The organism is Acidimicrobiales bacterium, assembly GCA_041394185.1.
Taxonomy (GTDB): domain Bacteria; phylum Actinomycetota; class Acidimicrobiia; order Acidimicrobiales; family Poriferisodalaceae; genus JAAETH01.
The window spans coordinates 555,541-576,827 of record JAWKIQ010000002.1; the positions used below are offsets into that span (position 1 = coordinate 555,541).

Here is a 21,287-nt window from a genome sequence, read left to right on the forward strand (position 1 = left end):
CGTCGAAGATGCAGCGCTCAGAGCGCGCGTCTAAGGCTCGGGGGCATCCGGGAACCGTAGGTGCTGGGAAGTGGTCGCTTCAAATATTCGCGCAAACCGTAACGCTGGAGCCGCCGCGGCGAACCGGACGTCAGGCTGGATCGCTCGAGGCCCTCAGCGCCAACAGCGCAGCAATTGCTGCGATGGCAGATGCCACCAGGATGCCGATCTTGGCCTCTGGCACGAAGTGGAGTACCGCCGAGTCGGTGTAGGCCAAACCGCTGATGAAGATCGAGACTGTGAACCCGATGCCTGCGGCCAGCCCCATGCCCAGGAACTGGGCCCAGCGGACACCTGGCGGCAGTTCGAAGCCCAGCTTGGTGGCGAAGAACGTGAACAGCATGATTCCGATCGGCTTGCCCAGCACCAGGCCGACGATGATGCCGATGGTCACCCGGCTCGATGCCGCATCGGAGATCGCGTCGCCGCTGATGAGGATGCCCGCGTTGGCGAGGGCGAAGATCGGGATGATCACGTAGCCGGTGAAGGGATGCAGATGGGTCTCGAGCCACTGGCAGATGCCGACCTCGTTGCGCAACAAGAACGCAGCCTGGCGGATCTCCTCGGCCGAGGGATCGGTCGGCAGGTCGTCAGCGATGTCTTCGGCCTCCTCACGGGTGAGCAGGGGCAGGGCGGGGGTCATCAGACCAAGGGCGACGCCGGCGATGGTGGCGTGGACACCCGACTGCCATGTGGCGTACCAGACGAAGACCCCCACGATCACATAAACCGGTAGCGCCCAAACCCTGGCTACCTGCAGCGCCCGCGTGAGCGCCAAACCGGCGATGGCCAGGGCCAGCCAAGCAAAATCGAGGCCGCTGCTGTAGAAGATCGCGATGACGGCGATGGCGCCGATGTCGTCGACGATGGCCAGCGTCAGCAAGAACAGCTTGAGCTCGGGCGAGACACGGCTGCCAAGAAGGGCAACGACCCCGAGCGCAAAGGCGATGTCGGTGGCCATGGGTATGCCCCAGCCCGGCACGCCGTCTCCGCCCAGGTTGACCAGGAAGAACAGCAGCGCCGGAACGACCATGCCGCCCAGGGCCGCAATGCCGGGCAGGGCTGCGACACGGGGGTTCGCGAGGCGTCCGACTACGAGTTCACGCTTGATCTCGAGGCCGACCACGAAGAAGAACAACGCCATCAGGGCATCGTTCACGAAGTGGGCCAACGACATCTCGGCGGTCCACGAGCCGACCTCGAGCAACATCTCGGTGTGCCAGAACTCGTTGTAGCTGTCGCCGGCGTTCGCCCAGATCAGGGCAGCCGCGGTGGCGATCAGCAAGAGGATGCCCGAGGCCACCTCGGTATCGATGAAACGCAGCACCGGCCGGGCCACGTAGCGGGCCAGAGCCTTGTCGCTCGCCACGAAGGTCGGGCGTTTGACGAAATTGGAAAACGCATGTCCTGCCATTGATGCTCCACAGTACCGAGGCGCGGTTGCCACACCGTTGAGGCCCCATCGGGCCCTACTGTTGAGGCCCCATCGGGCCTCTCTGACGAGTTCCAGTCGGCAGGTCGACCGGGATTACAAGCGCATCGCTGGCAGGTGCGTCAGAAGCGGGCGCGACCGGCCAACAGCTTGCGCCGGTGCTCGACGAAATCGACCAGCACATAGTCGCCCAGGTTGTCCGGGGTGGTGAAGAACGCCCGGCCGCCGTTGTAGGCGCTGAGCTGTTCGATGAAACGTCTGAGCCCACCGTCGGGGTCGAGCATGAAGGTGTTGATCCTGATGCCGTCCTTGGTGCAGCGGACGACTTCTTTCATGGTCGCGTCGATGGTCTCTTGAACTGGCGGATAGTTGAAGTAGACCCCGCCGTGCGGCATCAAGTGTGCCGTAGGTTCGCCGTCGGTGATCATGATGATCTGCTTGGTGCCGGTCTGGCCCGCCAGCAGCCGCCTGGCGATCATGAAGCCGTGCTGCATGTTGGTGCCGTAGGCGAAATCCCACGAGACCTCGGGCAGTTCGGCCGCGGTCAGCTCGCGGGCAGACTCGGCGAACCCCACGATGCCCATGTAGTCGCGGGGGTATTGGCTGGTTATCAGCGAATGCAGCGCCATGGTCACCTTCTTGGCTGGCAAGAAGTTGTCCCTCATGGGCATCGACAGGCTGAGGTCCAGCATCAGCACGGTGCTGGCCCTGGTGGTCATCTCGGTGCGCTCGATCTCGAAGTCTTCTGGCGACAACGAGACGGGCGTTCCGCCACCGGTTCGGCGTATGGCGTTTCGCACCGTCTGTTCGATGTTGAGATTGAACGGGTCGCCGAACTCGTACTCCTTGGTCTGGTAGGCGCGCTCGTGGCCGATGCCGACCTTGTCGACCTTGTGCTTGCCGACCTTGTCGCTGGTGAGCTTGTGGAACAGCTCGGCCAGGGCGTTGGACCCGATCTTGCGTATGGCTCTGGGGGTCAGCTCGAGGCGACCCTCCTTGTTGTCGACCAGACCCGCCTCTTCGAGCATGCGCGCCATCTGCGCCATGCGCTGAAGGCTCTCGGCGCTCTCCTTGTCGAGCAGGTCGGCCACGCGGTCGAAGTCGATGTCTGCCAAGGCCCCGGGGGTGGATGCCTGCCCCAGCAACTGCTGGAGGGCGTCGAGCTCGCCCAACTCTTGCATGACGCCCGACGCCTGCCCGATGCCTATCTGCTCGTCGCCACCGAACTCGTAGCGGTTGTTCCACCCCATCTGGGGGAACATCTGCTGGAGGTTCTGGCTGAGTTGCTGGGCCTGGAACTGCAGGTCCATGTCGTTCATCAGCTGGTCCATCAGCTCCTGAAGCTGCTGACGCTGCTCGGGCGACATCGAGTTCATCATCGCCTGCATCGCGGCCATCCTCTGGGCCATGATCTCGAGCAGTTCGTCGATGGACTGGGGATTCTCGGGGAAGAAGTCGCCGTACTTCTCCATGAAGCCGTCGAAGTCGGTCTCTTCACCGCGCTGATGGGCCTCGAGCATCTGGTTGAGCTCGGCCATCATGTCCTTCATGCGCGCCATGTCTTCTGGCGTGATCGACTCCATGGCGCCGGCCATCTGGTTGAAGTAGCTCTCGGCCAACTCCTGACGCAGCTGCTCCATCAGCTCCTCGAAGCGCTCACGAGCCTCTGGCGAGACGAACTCGTAGTCGCTGAGGCTCGACACCTTGCCGGCCAGGTCAGGGGGCATCAGGTCGAGCTGGAGGTTCTTCTCCTGCATGGATTGTTCGGCGATGTCGGCCAGGCGGTCGTCGCCGGACGCCTTGGCGTCTTCGATGTGGTCGGCGATGGCGTCGCGCTCGTCCTCGACGATGTCGTCGAGCTGGTCGCGGATTTCGTCGTAGACGCCGCCCAGGTCGAAGCGGTCTAGGCGCGCCTCACGCTGCTCGCGGAGGCGTTCGAGCATCTCGCGCAGACCAACCAGTTGGTTGCCGTCGGCGTCGGTCATGCCTTGCTGCATCAGGCGACGAAGGGCGGCGTTGAGATCACCGTGGTAGAGCAGGTCGTCGGTCAGCTCGCCGAACAGCGCGTCGGCGTCCATCTCGAAGCCGACCTGGGTGCCATCCCAGGCCGAATACCTGAAGCGCGAACCCTCGCGATCCCTCTCGGTGCGCTGGTTCAGTCGACCTCTGAGGATGCCCATGTCTGCCCCCTTCTGCGATCGGAGGCTACCCCGACGCCCTTGAGTTCCGTCCATCGACTACCGATGTAGAACCATGAAGCTGTTGACCGCGCGCCCGAACCCGATTCGTATCGGCATCCCCGCGCTGGCCTTGCTCGCCGTGATCGCCACCTTCGTGGGAACTGCGGGCGCCGAGCGAGGCCCAGAACACGGTCGCGTCGTTCCCGAGTCGCCGCGCCTCGACGTTCCCAAGGTGCTCGACGGCGTGGTCAACGCCAACGTCGTGTTCGCCAACATGGTGGTGGTGGGTGGCGAGTTCACCCAGGTCAAGCGCCCCGACGGGTCGATCGTCGACCGAGCCAACCTGATCGCATACGACATCGACAGCGGCGAGCTGGTCGAGTCGTTCGATCCGGTGGTCGACGGCGAGGTCTTGGGCTTGGCCGTGGCAACAGACGGCAGCGGCCTGTTCTTGGGCGGCCGGTTCACCCACATAGACGGCGTCGAGCGCCAGCGCATGGCCAAGCTCGACCTCGCCGGCGAGGTGGTCGCCGAATTCGAGGTGGTCGTAGAAGCCAAGGTGCACGAGATCGCAGACGACGGGAAGCGGGTCTACATCGGAGGTTCGTTCGTCGAGGTCGACGGTCAGCCGCGCAGCCACCTGGCCGCCTTGGACATCACCACCGGCGAGCTCGACCCGTTCAGGGCAGACGTCACCGGCGGGATCGGATTTGACGGTGCCAGCTCGGTTCGCGCCCTCGATGTACACCCCGATGGCACGCGACTGCTGGTGGCAACCTCGAACACCCAGGTCGGCGGCCTTCCCCGCACCGGAGTGGCCCCAGATCGACCTGACCACCGACAAGGTCAGCGACTGGCGCACCGACTGGTACGCGGCGGCAAGACTGCGCTGCGCCGACGGCGAGGCGCTGACCATCCGCGACGCCGAATACTCGCCCGACGGCTCGTTCTTCGTCGTGGTCGAGAAGGGCCACTACGAGTGCGACAAGGCCATAGCGTTCCCGACGGCCAACTGGCCCGGTCTCGAAGAGAACCTCTGGGTCACGTCGATGTTCGATTCGTCGCTGGCCGTCGGTGTGTCGGACGAGGCCGTCTATGTCGGGGGCCACTTCTGTTATGCCAAGGGCCTGGGCCCGATTCGAACCGACCAGGCAGCCGACTACGTCTACGAGGACAAGCCGGCGCCGTGCGATCCGTTCAACAACGTCGACATGGACGGTGCCAAGGCTCGCTACCAGCTGGCGGCCCTCGACCCCCAAACGGGTGAGGTTCTCGACTGGAACCCCACGACCAACGTCCAGATAGGCGTGTACGACATCGAGGTCATCGACCGCGGCCTGCTGCTGGGACTGGACCGCGATCAGGTCAACTTCCAGACCACGGGCCGTCACGCATTCATCGAGACCGATCTCTACGACCCCGAGCCCGGCTACTACCTGCTCGGCGAGAGCGGCGGGGTGTTCACGTTCGGCTCGGCCGTCGACCGCGGAAGCGTGCCGCTCGCCGACGGCGTCACCGCCGTTGCGATCGACACCACCAGGACCGGCGATGGCTACCTGGTGGTGGCAGACGACTGGAGCGTTCACCCATTCGGCAACGCACCCACCGACGCTCCGCCCGCAGATGTGGGCGCGCCGGGCGATACGCCGGTCGACGTCAAGATCGATCCGTTGAACCGCGGCTACTGGATATTCAGCGACGCCGGCCGGGTCGTCGCCGTGGGCGGCGTGCCGCATCTGGGCGACGTTTCGGACCTGAACCTAGCCGGGCCGATCATCGCGGGGGCCGTGAACCCGGTGGGCGACGGCTACCGCATGCTGGGCACCGATGGCGGCGTGTTCAGCTTCGGCACCGACCGCTTTCTCGGCAGCATCCCCCAGATCCTGCCCGGGGTGACGCTCAATTGCCCGATAGCTGGAATGGTCGCCTCGGGCCCCGACGGCTATTGGCTGGTCGGCTGCGACGGCGGCGTGTTCGCGTTCGGCGATGCGCCCTTCGTCGGCTCCCTGCCAGGTCTGGGGGTTGTGCCCGTAGCGCCGGTGAACGCAATGGTTCCCTACGGTGCCGGCTATCTGCTGATCGCCGGAGATGGCGGTGTGTTCGCCTTCGGTGGTCCGTTCCTGGGCAGCCTTGGTGACAACCCCCCGACCTCGCCGATCACGGCCATCGCTACGGTCAACGGCTGACCGGGGCGAGCAGAGATCAACCGCGGCGACGGCCGCCCTCGATCTTTCCCCCATACGGGCGGGGGGCGAAACGACTCCCGAAAGCGCCTGCGACCAGTCCAGCACCGTAGGCCCCGCGATAGCCGGCGCGTACAGTCGCATTGCCGTCGAACATTCCCATGGCGGCTAGACCAACCGAGCCCGAAATCTCCTTCAGCCCACGCCCCAGACGTCGTATACGTCTCCACCATGACGGGTTCGAGGCCCACAGGTGATACGAGACTCCCCAACCGATCTGGTAGCCGCGCCGGATCCACCACCTCGCGCTGACGCGATCAGCCGGAATCGGCTCGTCGACACACGCCTCATCAACTGCCACAAAGCGTGCCCCGGCGTCGGCCATCTGCCGGAACAAATGCGTGTCTTCACTGCCCGTCGAATTGAGAGCGGGATCGAATGGGCTGTCCGAGGGGAGGCTGTCCCGGCGGATCAAGACATTGCTGGTACGCGCCATGAAAGGGGGAATGGCAACCAAGCCCGGAGCAAAGTGACGACTGTAGAGCCTCAGGTCGAGGGCCCATTGCGGCACATCACTGGGGAAAGCCGGAGTAGAAGATCCCTGCACTACGTCGGCTCCACTGCTTTGATACGCCTCGACCAACCGCGCCAGCGAATCTGGACGGGGCCGCTCGTCATCGTCTTGAAAGACCAAGAGGTCGGACCCACGAGTCTCGGCAACAGCTCGGTTGCGGGCCGAGGCCAGACCTACCCGCGGCTCGTGAACCACACGAACCGCCATGTTGCGGACAGCACTGACATCGAGCTCGACGGGCTCGGCTGTGTTCACCACTAACAGTAGCCAGGCGTTGACACCGGCTGGAACCTCGAGCGCCGAGACCGACTCCAACAACCCCAGTATTCTCTCGGCCCGCGCGGTTGTGAGGACACAGAAAGCCACCGTCATTTCGGTATCCATGGCCGGAGGCTAATCTCACTTATTGTGGTGGACAAATTGGGTGACCCGGCCCTCCGACTTGCAACCGACAGTTCGGTGACGGGGCTGGTGTCGATAGGCATCCCGGTCTTCAACGGGTCAGACTTCATAGCCGAGGCTCTCGCCTCCGCCTCGTCGCAGACCTACGGCAACATCGAGATCCTCGTCGCCGACAACGCCAGTTGCGACGACACCAGGGACATCGTGCGCGACGCGGCCAGCCGTGACAAACGCATCAGGCTCCTGCCAAGCGACCACAACAGGGGCGCCGCCTTCAACTACAACCGGCTCGTTCATGCTGCGAACGGGGAATTCTTCCAATGGTTGGCCCACGACGACCTATTGGAACCGACCTGCATCGAAGCATGTCTGCGCGCGTTCAAGGATCGGCCGGAGGTTTGTCTCGTATACCCCAGCAGCGTGATCATCGACGAGGTCGGGTCTGCGGTTCGCGAGCACGACGAGCATCTCGACCTCGATATCGACAGCCCAACCCACCGGGCGGTCCGGCTCCTGTGGAGACTTCGGATGTGCCACGCCGTCTTCGGCCTTCACCGCCGCTCGACCCTATTGAGCACCGATCTCATCCAACCTTTCGACTCGAGCGACTACACGCTGCTGCTCGAGATGGCTCTCAGAGGTCACGTGGTCGAGGTCGATGATCGACTTTTCAAACGGAGGCGCCACGCGTCCGATTCGCGCTCGGCCAATCGGTCTAAGGCCGATATCGCGCGCTGGTTTTCCCCGAACGCCAAACCGACGGCACGCTCCCCGAGGCTGGTGCGGTCGTTTGTTCGGGCAACTTACGCCTGGGCGCCGACTCGAACGTCGTCACTGCTGGCAACGACCGCTGTGGGGGCGAACGCGGTGGTTACCGAAGCCCGCTGGCACCTGCGCGCTCGTCGAAGGGCACGGACACCTCAGCCCCGGCCCCGATAGGTGGCCCTCGCGCCGACAGCGTCCTTGTTGAGGCGCTTGTTGAGATGCAGGCCTTCCAGCACCAACTCGACCGCGCACGCAACAACCGCTGGGTCTTGCGAGTCGGCGACCTCGGCAACGGCGTCTTTCAGAGCCGGGACGGTCTCGAGCATCGACACGTACTGGTCGACCCCCAGGTCGTCGCCGGTGTGCACGACCACACCGTTCTCGAACCCCTCGACGACGGCTCGGAGTTCCTCGGTGGTGAAGTGGCCGCGGAAGACCTCGAGGATCGACTGGCGCAACATCGACTCGATGATCATGGACTCGCGCCCGTCGTCCATCGATTCGATCTCGATCTTGCCGCTGGTGGAGGCCACGAGCGCGTCGAGGTCGCTGACGCGGGGCACGACGTGGGTCTCGCCCCTGGAGAGGGCTCGCCTGGTGGCGTTCGCGACGAGAACCTCGAGGTTGCTGACGGTCATGCGCACCGACACACCCGAGCGCTGGTTGACGTGCGGGCTGGAACGAGCGACGTGGCTGAAGGTGGTGACGATCTCGGTCATGACCTCGGGGACGGTGACCGTGATGGTGGTGCCGTCGGCCAACACAGCCTCGGGGAAGTGGGCCTCTTGCAGGGCGATGTCCATCTCGATGTCGACATCGAGTGGATAGTGGGTGCGGATCTGGCTGCCGAATCGGTCCTTCAGCGGGGTGATGAGACGGCCGCGGTTGGTGTAGTCCTCGGGGTTGGCCGACGCGACCAGCATCACGTCGAGGGGCAGCCTGACCTTGTAGCCGCGAACCTGCACGTCGCGTTCTTCAAGGACGTTCAAGAGACCGACCTGGATGCGCTCGGCGAGGTCGGGTAGTTCGTTGATTGCGAAGATGCCACGGTTGGTGCGCGGAACCAGGCCGTAGTGAAGGGTGAGCTCGTCGGACAGATAGCGCCCTTCGGCGACCTTGATGGGGTCGACCTCGCCGATGAGGTCGGCGATGGACGTATCGGGCGTGGCCAGCTTCTCGCCGAAGCGATGGTCGCGGTGAACCCAGTCGATGAGCGTTTCGTCACCGTTCTCGGCCAGCAGGTCCTTTGCGTACTTGGAGATCGGGTTGTAGGGATCGTCGAGGATCTCCGAACCAGCGACGATGGGGCAGTACTCGTCGAGCAGGTTCGTGAGCGAGCGGATCATGCGGGTCTTGGCCTGACCCCGCTCGCCCAGGAAGATCACGTCGTGACCAGCCAATATCGCGTTCTCGAGCTGGGGCAGCACGGTGTTCTCGTAGCCCAGAACCCCCTCGAACAGCGGCTCTCCGGCTGCGATGAGGCGCAGGGCGTTGCGACGCATCTCTTCTTTGACCGGAAGAGACTCCCACCCCGACGCCTTCAACTCACCCAACGTGGATGGTCGGCTCATGAAACACCCCTCGCGCTATCGACCTGAACACGGTGACCCTATCGGAGCCACCTGCGAACGACGTAGCGTGTCACGGTGACCGCAAGGCGCCCCACCGATGCTCGATTCGACGCGAGCGTCACCCTCGACGGACCCTGGGTCGCGGCGGTGCCCGATGAAGACCTCAGGCGTTCGTTCGCCGATCCGCACTTCGACGATTCGACGTGGCTGCCGGTGGCGGTACCTGGTCTGTGGCGCTCGACGCCGGCACTGGCCGACGAGGACGAGGTGCTCTACCGCACCCGATTCGATGCCACCTGGCCCGGTCCCGGCTCGCGGACCTGGCTCAGCATCGACGGCCTTTGCTATCAGGGCGACATCTGGCTCGATGGCGCCTACATAGGCGACACCGAAGGCTATTTCCAGCCTCACGTGTTCGAAATATCCGAGGCGGTCAAGGCGCACCAGCCACGTCCTGGCGATCGAGGCTTCGTGCCGCACACCAGGCGACCTCACCGCCAAGCGCAACATCACCGGCGTTCTGCAGCACTGGGACAACCTCGACCCTTCGCTCAACCCGGGCGGTGTGTGGCGCAGGGTTCGCATCGAAGACACAGGACCCATTCGAATCAACACGTTGAGGGTGACGGTCGTCGAAGCCGACAGTGCAGTGGCGATTCTGCAGTTCCACGCCAAGCTCGACTCGGTGGCCACCCACACGGTGGTTGTCAGAACGCTGGTCGACCCGTCGTCGGATTCGGAGGGAACCGGCCAGATCGCGACGGTGGAGGAAGAGCAGGTGCTCGCCACCGGCTCGAACGAGATCGAGTGGCGCGTCGCCATCGAACAGCCGCAGCTGTGGTGGCCCCATGACCTCGGCGATCCGAACCTGCACGACATACGTGTCGAGGTCGAGCTGGCCGGCGAGGTCAGCCACACCCGCAAGCGCCGCATCGGCATCAGGTCGATGGAGCTGCGCAACTGGATCGCGTCGATCAACGGCGAGCGCGTGTTCCTGAAGGGCACCAACCTCGGCCCGATCGGAGCGGACCTCAGCTCGCAGACCGATGACGACCACCGGTGGGTCCTCGACACGGTCAAGGACGCCGGCCTGAACCTGGTGCGGGTGCATGGGCACATCGCTCCACCCGAGTTCTACAGGCAAGCAGACGCCGCTGGGGTGCTGGTCTGGCAGGACTTCCCGCTCCAGTGGGGCCATGCCAGAGGAATCCGCAAGAGCGCCGAACGCCAAGCCGAGGCAATGGTCGATCTGCTGGCGCACCATCCATCGATTGTCATCTGGTGCGGCCACAACGAGCCGATACCGCTGGAAGCCAGACCGGGCCACCGAGAAGACGCCCAGCCCTCGAACCGATTCTTGCGACGCAGCCTGTGGCAACACGAGAGGCCGTCTTGGAACCGCACGGTCCTGGACCACGCTGTCAAACGGGCGATACAGAAGGCCGATCCCTCCCGACCCGTCATCCCCCACTCGGGCGTGCTGCCACATCCGCCCCAACTGGACGGCACCGACGGCCACTGGTACTTCGGCTGGTTCCAGGGCGACATAGACGGACTCAAGTCGCTGGCGGCCCGAATCCCTCGGGTGGTGCGCTTCGTCAGCGAATTTGGCGCCCAGGCGCCTCCGCCCCTGCCGTCGTTGGGCCTGCAGGATTGGGGTTCCATGCACCCGGCAGAAGTCGACTGGGCCTACCTGAGCGATCGCTTCGGCCTGCACGTGGACGTGGCCCTCGACCGCCTTCCGATAGAAGGCTTCGACACCTTCGCGGAGTGGACCGAAGCGCTGCAGACGTACCAGGCCGAGGTCATCAGGCGTCAGATAGAGACGCTGCGGCTGCTCAAGTACAAGCCGACCGGAGGGTTCTGCCAGTTCCACCTGCTCGACCCCACGCCGCAGATCTCGTGTGCGGTGATCGGCAGTGACCGCCGTCCAAAGCCTGCACTGGCAGCACTCGCCACCGCATGTAGCCCGGTGCTCGCAATTGCAGACCCTCTGCCGACAACCGTGCAGCCCGGTGTCGAGCACAAGCAGGTGATCCACGTGGTCTCGGACCTGCGGCAATCCATCGACGCCAAGCTCGAGGTGAAGCTGACCTCCGAGATGGAACCCCGGGTTTGGATCTTCGAGGGAACTCTCGGCGCCGACAGCGTCAACCGGGTGGGCGATATCGCCTGGACCGTGCCTGCCGCGGCGGGCCAAATCAGCATCGAGTTGAAGGTGACCGCCCCCGGGGTCGACAGCGTCAACATCTATCGGACCAGGGTCTCGCCGACAGCCTGATGGGAATGCGGTCGACCCGATTGTCGTTGGGCACCTCTGACGCGAGTACCTTTCAGCAAGAGTGTTCGCCGCCGTTCGGCGGACACGCCCGATACATCGAGTGGAGGCATTCCCACATATGGCTGCTACCTCGACACAGCGCGGTGTGACCCCGATCAGACCCGCTCCGAGAAAGACGCTCCCCTGGCCGGTCCAGCTCTACCGCTCTGCGGTCGGGCGCAAGTGGGTAATGGGTCTCACCGGCCTGATGCTCATCGGGTTCGTCGTGGTCCACATGCTCGGCAACTTCAAGGCCTACCTCGGGCCTGAAGACATCAACGAGTACGGCGAGGCGCTCCGCGACCTGGGCGGTCACCTAGTTCCGCGCACCCACCTGTTGTGGGCGATGCGAATCGGGCTCATCGGCGCCTTCGCACTCCATATCCACGCGGCCCTGTCGCTGCAGCGCATGAGCCGCAAGGCCAGCCCCAAGGTCTCGATCGACGGGGCCAAGAAGTACGAGGGCAGCCAAGACTTCATCGCTGCCAACTTCGCATCTCGCACGATGCGCTGGACCGGCCCGATCATCATCCTCTACGTCTTCTACCACCTGGCCGATCTGACCTGGGGCTGGTGGCTCGGCGACGACTTCATCCGCGGCAACCCGTACCACAACCTCTCCGAGAGCCTCTCGAGCCTGCCTGTGGCGATCATCTACATCGTCGCCAACGTCGCCTTGGCGGTCCACATCTTCCACGGCACCTGGTCTGCTCTGCAGAGCATCGGCATCAACAACCCCCGCATCAACGCTGTTCGCAAGCCGATGTCGGCTGGTCTCGCGGCCCTGATCCTGGTCGGCAATCTCAGCTTCCCGATCATGGTTCAGGCCGGAGTCCTCGATTCCGAAAACGCAACCCACGAGAGCGCACCGGCCGCGCTCGTCATCAGCCAGGAGGTCGCATCGTGAGCATCCTCGATTCGAAGGTCCCCGCAGGCCCCATTGGCGACAAGTGGAGCAACCACAAGTTCTCGGTCAAGCTCGTCAACCCCAACAACAAGCGCAAGTTCGAGATCATCGTCGTGGGCACCGGCCTGGCTGGTGCCTCGGCAGCGGCCAGCCTCAGCGAGCTGGGCTATCGGGTGAAGGTCTTCACCTACCACGACTCGCCACGACGGGCTCACTCGATCGCAGCTCAGGGCGGCATCAACGCCGCCAAGAACTACACAAACGACGGCGACTCGGTCTTCCGCTTGTTCTACGACACCGTCAAGGGTGGCGACTATCGCAGCCGAGAGGCCAACGTCCACCGCCTTGCCGAGGTATCGGTCGACATCATCGACCAGTGCGCGGCCCAGGGTGTTCCGTTCGCCCGCGAGTACGGCGGCTTGCTCGACAATCGCTCGTTCGGCGGCGCCCAGGTGAGCCGTACCTTCTACGCCCGAGGCCAGACCGGCCAGCAGCTGCTGATCGGTGCCTACCAGGCTCTGGCTCGCCAGATCGCCGAGGGCACGGTCGAGCTGCACACCCGCACCGAGATGCTCGACCTGGTGGTCAAGGACGGCGAGGCATGTGGCATCGTCACCCGCGACCTCATCACCGGCGAGATCGCGTCTCACTCGGCTCACGCGGTCGTTCTGGCGACCGGCGGCTACGGCAACGTCTTCTACCTGTCGACCAACGCCATGGCCTGCAACGCCACGGCCGCATGGCGGGCACACCGCAAGGGCGCCTTCTTCGCCAACCCGTGCTACACCCAGATCCACCCAACCTGCATTCCGTCGAGCGACGAGTTCCAGTCCAAGCTCACGCTGATGTCGGAGTCGCTGCGCAACGACGGCCGCATCTGGGTGCCCCGGGGCATGGACGACAACCGGGCTGCGGGTCAGATCCCAGAGTCCGAGCGCTACTACTACCTCGAAGAGAAGTACCCGGCGTTCGGAAACCTGGTGCCCCGCGACGTCGCATCGCGCAACGCCAAGACCGTCGTCGACGAGGGTCGCGGCGTGGGGGCGCTGAAGAACGGTGTCTACCTCGACTTCAGCCACGCCATCGCCCGCGACGGTGTCGAAACGATCAAGGCCAAGTACGGCAACTTGTTCGACATGTACGAGAACATCACCGGCGAGGATCCGTACAAGGTCCCGATGAGGATCTACCCGGCAACCCACTACACCATGGGTGGCCTGTGGGTGGACTACAACCTCATGACCACCATCCCAGGTTGTTACTCGATCGGCGAGGCGAACTTCTCCGACCACGGCGCAAACCGCCTCGGAGCCTCGGCGCTCATGCAGGGCCTGGCCGACGGCTACTTCGTGCTGCCCTACACCATCGGTGACTACCTGGCAGGCAAGCTCGGCTCGGACCCGGTTTCGACCTCCGATCCGGTGTTCGCCGAGGCCCAGTCCGGGATCGCCGACGAGACCAACCGTTGGATGAGCGTCAACGGCACCCGCTCGGTCGACTGGTTCCACCGCGAGCTCGGAAAGATCGTGTGGGACTACATCGGCATGGAGCGCAACCAGGCCGGCCTCGAGAAAGCGATCTCGGAAATTCCCGCTCTCAAGGCCGAGTTCGAGAAGGACGTCAGGGTGCCGGGCTCGGCATCGACGCTCAACTCGAGCCTCGAGAAGGTCGGCCGGGTCGCCGACTTCTTCGAGCTGGCCGAACTGATGGCTCGCGACGCCCTCGAGCGCGAAGAGAGCTGCGGAGGCCACTTCCGGTCAGAACACCAGACCGAGGAGGGCGAGGCCAAGCGCGACGACGAGAACTTTGCTCACGTCGCCGCGTGGGAGTGGAACGGCGCAGGCCAGGTCCAGACACGCCATGTGGAAGATCTCGAGTTCGAGAACGTCGCACTGACTCAGAGGAGCTACAAGTGAGCGGCAGCGGAAACGCAAAGGTGCTCAACCTGACACTGAAGGTCTGGCGCCAGGACGGACCCAATTCGGCGGGTTCTTTCCAGACGGTTCCTGTGAAGGGCATCAGCGACGACATGTCGTTCCTCGAGATGCTCGACATAGTCAACGAGAACATCATCGAAGAGGGCGGCGTGCCCATCGAGTTCGATCACGACTGTCGCGAAGGCATCTGCGGAACGTGCGGCGTCATGATAAACGGCAAGGCCCACGGCCCCAAGAAGGGCACCACGACCTGTCAGTTGCACATGCGCAACTTCGCAGACGGTGACGAGATCGTCGTAGAACCTTGGCGGGCCAGTGGCTTTCCCATCGTGCGCGACCTGGTCGTCGACCGCTCGCCGTTCGACCGCATCGTCGAGTCCGGCGGATACATCTCGGTCAACACCGGCGCGGCACCCGATGCCAACCTCATCCCGGTGCCAAAGGATGCCGCCGACATGGCGATGGACGCTGCAGCGTGCATCGGCTGCGGCGCTTGCGTCGCCGCTTGCCCCAACTCGGCCGCACAGCTGTTCACCTCGGCCAAGCTCAGCCACCTGAACCTGCTGCCGCAGGGCCAGGCCGAACGCTGGAAGCGCACCGAGGCCATGGTCGAGACCATGGAGCAGTTCTTCGGGTCGTGCACCAATCACGGCGAATGTGCCGAGGCCTGCCCCAAGGAGATCAGCCTCGACAACATCGCTTGGATGAACCGCGACTACCTGAAGTCCAAGATCAAGAACCGCAAGCTGGCCGGTCAGGTCTTCCCATAGACCCTCGCGGGCCGCGATCGCATCTGCACCCGAGAGGTGCCAGACTAGAGCGGCGTCAATTTCGGAGGGGTCGATGCAGTCGGTTGTCCAGACCGAACAACTGACAAAGCGCTTCGGGTCCACCACCGCAATCGATCAGCTGTCGATGGAGATAGTCGGCAGCGACCGAGTGTCGATGGTGGGCCAGCCGGGCGCGGGCAAATCGACGCTTCTCCGGCTGCTGGTAGACCTGGTTCACCCCACCTCAGGCCGGGCCAGAGTGGCCGGCTTCGACACCCGACGGGCCTCCTACCAGGTACGTAGAGCCACAGCGTGGGTGCCGGCTCAGGTTCATCTGCCTCAGAACCTGAGTGTCGAGAAGTTCCTCGATCGCTCGGCCCAGTTCCGCCGCACCGATCCGAACCGGGCCGCCAGACACCACATACTTCCTCGCCTCGACTTGGCACCCGACGACAAGATCGCCGACCTCGATCAGTCCGAATGCCACGCGTTGGCGATGGTGGCAGCCTTCCAGCGGTCGCCGCAGGTGGTGCTGCTGGACGAGCCGCTGGCTCAACTGGGCCGACATCGCTGGGTCCTGGACAAGCTGATCGAGGTCAGCGGGCCGGGCACGACCATCCTGGCCACCGCACGGGATCTGACGCTCGCCGAACATCTCGGTGGCCCTGTGATGCTGCTGGACAGGGGCAAGATTGTTGCCACCGGGTCGCTGGAGGGGTTGAGGCGGCGGGCCAGGCATCGCAGCGAACTCGAGTTCTCCCAACCGCCCGACCAGGCCTGGGTAGCGGCTCTGCCCGGGGTACTGGCGGCGGCCGTAGACGGAACAAAGGCGCGTGTGTTGTATGCCGGCGAGCCCGAGAGGTTGGTCAGCGCCGCCCAAGGCGCAGGCCTCGATCGTGTGACCCACCACGACGCAACCCTCGACGAACTGTTGGTCGACTACCGGATGCTGGCGGAGCGCAAGCGATGATGGCGCGTCCTCGCGTAGGGGTGGCAGCACGCCACTACCTGTCCGATCTGCAGCCCTACACGGCCCTGTGTTCTGCGGTGCTAGCCGTCGTCGGCGTGGCTTCGGTCGCTTCGGCACCTGTCTTGCTCGAGCGCGATGGGGCCGCAACCGCAGCCAGCGAGCTACCCGCGCCGGCCTCGAGACTGCTGGGCCTGAGCGTCGGCCAGTCTCTCGACACCGGCATCGGCCACCTGAACGCGACCTTCCTGTCTCTGGCGTTGCCGCTGGTGCTCATCGCACTGGGAATCGTTGGCGCTTCGAGGGCGCTCGCCGGGGCGGCCGGGTCCGGCGAACTCGAGTTGCTCGTCTCGAATCCGGTCACCCGGTCTCAGCTCCTGGTCGAGCGCTTGCTAGCCGTGAGCGCGGCCCAGGTGCAAGCAGCCGCTCCGGCGGTACTACTGGTCGCCGTCGGTTCTCAACTGGGCCAGATCGACGTGGGAGCCCTTACCGTTCTCGGAGCTGGGATCAAGGCGATGGTCCTCGCGACATTCATCTCGTCGATTGCGATGATCGCTTCGGCTGCGTCATCTGGGGTGCTGATGCCAGCCGCCGTGGGCGCACTTGCCACAGCGGCCTCTTTCGGTGCCGTGGCCTTCGACTTTGGTTCGCTGTCTCCGGTGGGCCTGGCGTTGGGCGAAGCCCCGGCTGCCGGAGGTGCCTGGCTCGGGACCCTCATCGCCCTCGTCGCCGTTGGTGTCATAGCCGCCCTGGCCACCGTTGTGTTCGACCGGCGCGACATCTGCTGATCAGCGGCTGGCCCACCACTGGTCCAGGCGCTCGAGCACCTCGGCTTCCCCGAGAGTTCCTTGCGAACGCTTCAAGTCCAGCAGGAACCGCATAGCCTCGCCCACGGCCGGGCCAGGCCCGATGCCCAGGTGCTCCATTACCTTGGCTCCGTCGATCTCGGGACGTTCGGCCTTGCGGGCCTCGTCGCGAGCGAGGTCAGCTATGCGCAGTTCGAGGTCGTCGAGCGCCTCGTGGAGGGCGGCCACGCGACGCGGGTTGCGGCTGGTGCAGTCGCTGCGCACCAGAGCGTTGAGGTCGCCCAGCAACGGCCCAGCGTCGCGCGCATAGCGCCGCACCGCGGCGTCTGACCAACCGTCGGCGTAGCCCTTGAACCGTCCAGACAGGAACACCAACTGCGACACGTCGGCCACGATGTCTTCGTCGTAGCCGAGCTTGCGCATGCGCTTGCGGGTCATCTTGGCCCCGACGGCCTCGTGGTGGTGAAAGGTGACCCCACCGGGCTCGAACCTTCGGGTGCGCGGCTTTCCGATGTCGTGGAACAGGGCGGCCAGTCGAACCACCAGGCGACTCGGGGCCTGCGAGGTCACGACAATGGTGTGGGTCAAAACGTCCTTGTGACGATGAATCGGGTCTTGCTCGAGCCGCAGGGCCGGCAGCTCGGGGAGATGCTCGTCGGCCCACCCGGAGTCGACGAGATGCCAGAGACCCTCGGACGGGTCGTCTCGCTGGAGGACCTCAGACAGGACCTCGTGAGCTTGGGGTTGTGATTCTTCAGAGGTCATGGGTCGAGTGTGACAGGGTCGCGCTAGGGTCAAAACAAGAACCCCGAGAGCCTAGGGGTTCGGTTCGCGTACGCGATACACCTTTCCGCCCGACACCAGAACAGGGGGCCCGGTGGCCGACTCGTTCGTCCATCTTCACACCCACACCGAGTTCTCGATGCTCGATGGGGCCGCGCGCGTCCCCGACGCTGTCGCCGCGGCCGTCGCTGACGGTCAGCCGGCACTGGGCATCACCGACCACGGCAACATGTACGGCGTTCTCGACTTCTACAAGGCGTGCAACGACCAGGGAATCAAGCCCATCATCGGCACCGAGGCCTACATGGCCGGCGAGTCGCGGCACGAGCGTCCGCGCCGCCGTGGCCGCAAGCTCGACGACTCGGGCGGCGACACCGACGACGGCCACAAGCTCTACTACCACCTCACGTTGCTGGCCGAAACCGACGCTGGATATCGCAACCTGCTCAAGCTGTCGAGCCTGGCGTACCTCGAGGGGTACTACTACAAGCCCCGCATGGACTGGGAGCTCTTCCAGCGCCACAGCGAGGGCCTCATCGCCACCACCGGATGTCTCGGATCGGTCGTTCAGCAAGAGTTGCTGAAGGGCAACTTCAAACAGGCCTTGCGCAACGCAGCCCGACTTCAGGACATTTTCGGCCGAGACAACCTGTTCGTTGAGTTACAAGACCACGAGATCCCCGAACAAAAGCGCTGCAACCCCCAGCTGCTCGAGATCGCCAAGCGCATCAAGGCTCCCCTGCTGGCCACCAACGATCTCCACTACACAACGCAGGAAGACGCCGTCGCCCACGATGCGTTGTTGTGCGTGCAGACCCAGTCGCTGATGAGCGACCCCGATCGGTTCAAGTTCCACGGCGATCAGCACTATCTGAAGAGCGCCTACGAGATGCGCCAACTGTTCGACGAGCTGCCCGAGAGCTGCGACAACTCGCTCTGGATCGCCGAACGAGCCGACGTCACCATCGAGTTCGGCAAGCCAGAACTGCCCAACTTCCCCATCCCCGAGGGCTTCGCCAACGACGACGAGTACCTCCGTCACCTCACCTTCGAGGGGGCCAAGAAGCGCTGGGGCCCGAATCTCTCCGACGAGATCGTCGAACGGCTCGCGTACGAGCTTCGGGTCATCTCCGACATGGGTTTCTCGGCGTACTTCCTGATCACCTGGGACCTCATCAAGTACGCACGCGACCACGGCATCCGCGTCGGGCCCGGGCGTGGTTCGGCGGCTGGGTGCGCGGTCGCCTACACGCTTTGGATCACCGACCTCGATCCGATCAAGTACGACCTGCTCTTCGAGAGGTTCTTGAACCCGGGCCGTATCTCGATGCCAGACATCGACATGGACTTCGACGATCGTCGCCGTGACGAGATGATCCGCTACACCGCCGAGCGCTACGGGCGCGAGCACACCGCCCAGATCATCACGTTCAGTTCGATCAAGGCCCGAGCCGCGGTCCGCGACGCCGCCCGCGTGCTCGGATACCCGTACTCGGTCGGCGACAAGGTCGCCAAGGCCATGCCCCCCATAGTCATGGGCCGCGACACCCCGCTGTACGCCTGCTTCGAAGAGCACCCGAAGTTCTCCGATGGTTTCAAGGCGGCCGGCGAGCTGCGTCAGATGTACGAGACCGACGTCGACGTCCAGAAGGTCGTCGACGTGGCCAGAGGCCTCGAGGGCCTGCGACGCGGCGACTCGATCCACGCCGCAGCCGTGGTCATCACCCGCAACCCCCTCACCGAATACCTGCCCATCCAGCGCAAGCCGGCGTCGGGGCAAGACCCCGACGAAGCCCCGGTCGTCACCCAGTTCGAGATGAACGGCGTCGAGTCGCTCGGCCTGTTGAAGATGGACTTCTTGGGCCTGCGCAACCTCTCGATCATCGACGACGCCCTACGGCTCATCGAGAAGGTGCACGGTGTGCGGGTCGATATCGACCACGTACCTCTCGACGACGACCGCACCTACGAGCTGATGCGCCGAGGCGAAACGGTCGGTGTGTTCCAGCTCGAATCGGCACCGATGCGCGCCCTCATGCGCGCCCTTGCGCCGACCGAGTTCGACGACGTCGCAGCCCTGGTCGCCCTGTACCGCCCGGGGCCGATGGCCGCCAACATGCACTACGACTACGCCGACCGCAAGAACGGTCGCAAACCGGTCGAGTTCCTCCACGACGACCTGAAAGAGATCCTGGGCGAGACCTACGGTCTGATGATCTACCAGGAGTCGATGATGCGTGTTGCCCAACGCATCGCCGGCTACTCACTCGAAGAGGCCGACAACCTCCGCAAGGCTTGTGGCAAGAAGAAGCGCGAGCTCATCGCGCAGCATCGGGTGCAGTTCGTCGAGGGCACCGCGGCCAGTGGCTACGACCCGCAGCTCGGAACCGATCTGTTCGACATCATCGAGCCGTTCGCCGACTATGCCTTCAACAAGAGTCACGCCTTCGGCTACGGGCTCATCAGCTACCAGACGGCATACCTGAAGGCCAACTACCCGGTCGAGTACATGGCGGCGTTGCTCACCAGCGCCAAGACCAACCTCGACAAGGCGGCCGTCTTCTTGAACGACTGCCGTCAGCTCGGAATCAAGGTCAACGTCCCCGACGTCAACCAGTCCGAGGTCGACTTCGGGTCGAGGAATGGCGAGATCACCTTCGGCCTGTCCGCCGTGCGTAATGTCGGCGAAGGAGTCGTCGCACCCATCGTCGAGGAACGCCTCGCCGCGGGCCCCTACGCCGATTTCTACGACTTCTGCGAGCGAGTTCCGCTGAACGCCCTCAGCAAGCGCAGCGTCGAATCGCTCATCAAGGCCGGCGCCTTCGATTCGATGGGGCATCCCCGCCAAGGCCTCCTGGCAGTCCACGAGCAGGTCATCGATCAGGTCACAGCCAGGCGCAAAGAGCGCGACATGGGAATCCAGACGCTGTTCGGAGACATGGGCGGCGACCTCGACTCGGGTTTCGACGAACGCACCGCCATCCCCGATCTCGAGTTCGACTCTCGCTCGAAGCTCAAGCTCGAGAAGGAGATGCTGGGCCTCTACGTCTCGTCTCACCCGCTGATGGGTGCAGTGGGAATGCTCAAGCGTCGCGCCGACACCACCATCGCCGGCCTGTCCGAGCGAAGCACCATCTCGACGGGGCCAAACGATGGCGGGCGTGATCCGTTCGTCAGCCTGGGCGGTGTCGTCACGGGTTTGCAGCGCAAGTACACCCGCAACGGCGACCTCATGGCGGTCTTCAACCTCGAAGACCTCGAGGCCTCGATCGAGGTCATGGTGTTTCCTCGAACCATGCAAGAGCACGGGCACAAGCTCGAAGACGACGCCATCATCCTCGTCTCGGGCCGGGCGCAGCACCGCGACGAAGAGGTCAACTTCGTGGCGAACTCCATCGAGGTCATCGAGGCCTACGAGGAAGACTCGGTGCCGGTGAAGCTGCGCCTCAACGCCAACTCGGTGTCCGACCAGTTGGTCGTGGATCTGCGCGAAACCCTTGCCCGCCACCCGGGCGACAGCGAGGTGATGATCCATCTCGATCACCAGGTTGTGCGGCTACCAGACGAGTTCCGCGTGGACGCAAGCCAGGGTTTGGCGGGCGAGTTGAGGGCCCTGCTGGGGGCCGACGCCATCATCTTCTGAGGCGGCTG

Annotated in this window: 15 protein-coding genes; 9 read left to right on the forward strand and 6 right to left on the reverse strand. The window is 64.5% G+C overall.

Annotated features, from left to right (window positions below):
- Positions 1-130: 130 nt before the first annotated feature.
- The 3 genes from nhaA to R2770_10140 all read right to left on the reverse strand — a co-directional run bounded on the left by nhaA (position 131) and on the right by R2770_10140 (position 4,291).
- Complete coding sequence (gene nhaA / locus R2770_10130) at positions 131-1,453, reverse strand: Na+/H+ antiporter NhaA (GenBank protein ID MEZ5280821.1); 1,323 nt, start codon at positions 1,451-1,453, stop codon at positions 131-133.
- A 140-nt stretch (positions 1,454-1,593) separates the two neighbouring features.
- Positions 1,594-3,651 carry a hypothetical protein gene (locus R2770_10135; protein ID MEZ5280822.1) on the reverse strand — a complete coding sequence of 686 codons (2,058 nt, stop codon included), beginning with the start codon at positions 3,649-3,651 and terminating at the stop codon, positions 1,594-1,596.
- Between the two features lie 25 nt (positions 3,652-3,676).
- Complete coding sequence (locus tag R2770_10140) at positions 3,677-4,291, reverse strand: hypothetical protein (protein ID MEZ5280823.1); 615 nt, start codon at positions 4,289-4,291, stop codon at positions 3,677-3,679.
- A gap of 76 nt (positions 4,292-4,367) precedes the next feature.
- Here R2770_10140 and R2770_10145 point away from each other — a divergent pair, with 76 nt between their 5' ends.
- Positions 4,368-5,837 carry a hypothetical protein gene (locus tag R2770_10145; GenBank protein ID MEZ5280824.1) on the forward strand — a complete coding sequence of 490 codons (1,470 nt, stop codon included), beginning with the start codon at positions 4,368-4,370 and terminating at the stop codon, positions 5,835-5,837.
- A 16-nt stretch (positions 5,838-5,853) separates the two neighbouring features.
- On the opposite strand, the gene R2770_10150 is transcribed toward R2770_10145, so the two are convergent.
- Positions 5,854-6,792: a glycosyltransferase family 2 protein gene (locus R2770_10150; GenBank protein MEZ5280825.1), complete on the reverse strand. Its 939-nt coding sequence runs from the start codon at positions 6,790-6,792 to the stop codon at positions 5,854-5,856.
- Between the two features lie 27 nt (positions 6,793-6,819).
- Between R2770_10150 and R2770_10155 the strand changes: the two genes are divergently transcribed.
- Entirely contained in the window at positions 6,820-7,749 is a 930-nt protein-coding gene (locus tag R2770_10155) for a glycosyltransferase family A protein (GenBank protein MEZ5280826.1), read from the forward strand.
- On the opposite strand, the gene R2770_10160 is transcribed toward R2770_10155, so the two are convergent.
- Positions 7,731-9,146, reverse strand: a complete 1,416-nt coding sequence (locus R2770_10160; protein MEZ5280827.1) for a sigma 54-interacting transcriptional regulator — start codon at positions 9,144-9,146, stop codon at positions 7,731-7,733. The genes R2770_10155 and R2770_10160 overlap by 19 nt on opposite strands.
- Positions 9,147-9,762: 616 nt before the next feature.
- On the opposite strand from R2770_10160, the gene R2770_10165 reads away from it, so the two are divergent.
- The 6 genes from R2770_10165 (at position 9,763) to R2770_10190 (ending at position 16,835) form a co-directional block, all read left to right on the forward strand.
- Positions 9,763-11,427, forward strand: a complete 1,665-nt coding sequence (locus R2770_10165; protein MEZ5280828.1) for a hypothetical protein — start codon at positions 9,763-9,765, stop codon at positions 11,425-11,427.
- Positions 11,428-11,572: 145 nt separating this feature from the next.
- Positions 11,573-12,373, forward strand: coding sequence for a succinate dehydrogenase cytochrome b subunit (locus tag R2770_10170; protein ID MEZ5280829.1), 801 nt, complete (start codon positions 11,573-11,575; stop codon positions 12,371-12,373).
- Entirely contained in the window at positions 12,370-14,289 is a 1,920-nt protein-coding gene (locus R2770_10175) for a fumarate reductase/succinate dehydrogenase flavoprotein subunit (GenBank protein ID MEZ5280830.1), read from the forward strand. The genes R2770_10170 and R2770_10175 overlap by 4 nt, the downstream gene beginning before the upstream one ends.
- Entirely contained in the window at positions 14,286-15,080 is a 795-nt protein-coding gene (locus tag R2770_10180; protein ID MEZ5280831.1) for a succinate dehydrogenase/fumarate reductase iron-sulfur subunit, read from the forward strand. The genes R2770_10175 and R2770_10180 overlap by 4 nt, the downstream gene beginning before the upstream one ends.
- A 73-nt stretch (positions 15,081-15,153) precedes the next feature.
- On the forward strand, positions 15,154-16,050 hold the full coding sequence (locus R2770_10185) for an ATP-binding cassette domain-containing protein (GenBank protein ID MEZ5280832.1): 897 nt from the start codon (positions 15,154-15,156) through the stop codon (positions 16,048-16,050).
- Positions 16,047-16,835, forward strand: a complete 789-nt coding sequence (locus R2770_10190) for a hypothetical protein (protein ID MEZ5280833.1) — start codon at positions 16,047-16,049, stop codon at positions 16,833-16,835. Before R2770_10185 ends, R2770_10190 begins: the two co-directional genes overlap by 4 nt.
- On the opposite strand, the gene R2770_10195 is transcribed toward R2770_10190, so the two are convergent.
- Entirely contained in the window at positions 16,836-17,618 is a 783-nt protein-coding gene (locus tag R2770_10195; GenBank protein MEZ5280834.1) for an HDIG domain-containing protein, read from the reverse strand. It abuts the gene before it with no gap.
- A gap of 112 nt (positions 17,619-17,730) precedes the next feature.
- Between R2770_10195 and dnaE the strand changes: the two genes are divergently transcribed.
- Positions 17,731-21,279, forward strand: coding sequence for a DNA polymerase III subunit alpha (gene dnaE, locus R2770_10200; protein MEZ5280835.1), 3,549 nt, complete (start codon positions 17,731-17,733; stop codon positions 21,277-21,279).
- Positions 21,280-21,287 lie beyond the last annotated feature (8 nt).